Origin of the sequence: Paraburkholderia fungorum (assembly GCF_046027605.1) — a bacterium.
GTDB lineage: Bacteria > Pseudomonadota > Gammaproteobacteria > Burkholderiales > Burkholderiaceae > Paraburkholderia > Paraburkholderia fungorum_F.
On the sequence record NZ_JAQQEF010000090.1, the window covers coordinates 1 to 833 of the forward strand.

General features: G+C 59.9%; 2 protein-coding genes. Both read left to right on the forward strand.

What is annotated here, in order from left to right; all coding sequences use genetic code 11:
• On the forward strand, positions 1 to 292 hold a 292-nt coding region (locus PQR53_RS38865), incomplete at its 5' end, for a hypothetical protein (RefSeq protein ID WP_408465894.1).
• On the forward strand, positions 286 to 833 hold a 548-nt coding region (locus PQR53_RS38870), incomplete at its 3' end, for a hypothetical protein (RefSeq protein WP_408465896.1). The genes PQR53_RS38865 and PQR53_RS38870, both read left to right, overlap by 7 nt.

Sequence of the window (833 nt, forward strand, 5' to 3'; positions counted from 1 at the left end):
TCCGCAGTCCGGTGGCGCGGCGCTGACCAGGCCAGCACTGGTGCGCAAATATATCGACATGACAAAGCATGTGGCCGGCGGCGTGTTTCCGGTTGGACAGAACCGGTTCTGGCATGGCGGGGTACATCTTGCGGGGAAAGGGCCGGTGCGTGCCGTGGCGAACGGCACCATCGTTGCGTACCGGCTCGACCCGGACTACCAGAACAGCGAACTGGACGCGCTGGTCAAGAGGGGGCTCCTGAATCATCGCAGCGTCCACCGCCCAGGCAGTTTAGTGGCAGCTTCGTGCTGATCCGGCATGAGTTCGAAACCAGCAATCTCGTCACCGCCCGCTATGTCGGCGCACACTTCTATTCGCTGTATGCCAACCTGCTGCCGCAGAAGGGTCTGCAATCGAAGTCCGTGCTGCCGCCCTTTCTCACCACCGGCGGCAGTCCGGTCATGGTCAGTGCACTGCGTGGCGACGAAGTGACCGTGACGGCGGTCAATAATGACGACCATCGAATGGTCAAGATCAGGGTGACGGATGTCAACACCTTTGGTGCGCAGGAGGGTTGGATCGAGCGCATGTATCTGGATATCGAGCCAACTGCTGCGCTGGCGCCATCGCAGAAGCTGAGGCTGGGCTATCCGGTTGCATGGCTGTATGCATGTCATCCTTCGGAAAAACTGTGGTTGCAGGTCGGTAGTGTGGGCACCTGCAAGATTCCGGTGCGCGTGGGGCAGGTGATCGGCTACCCTGGTGTCACGGACGGCAATCTTGGTGTGGTGTCCGACAGCTTCCACTTCGAGATTTTCACGTCGAACAATGTGCTGGTGAAGCCAATGAAGCC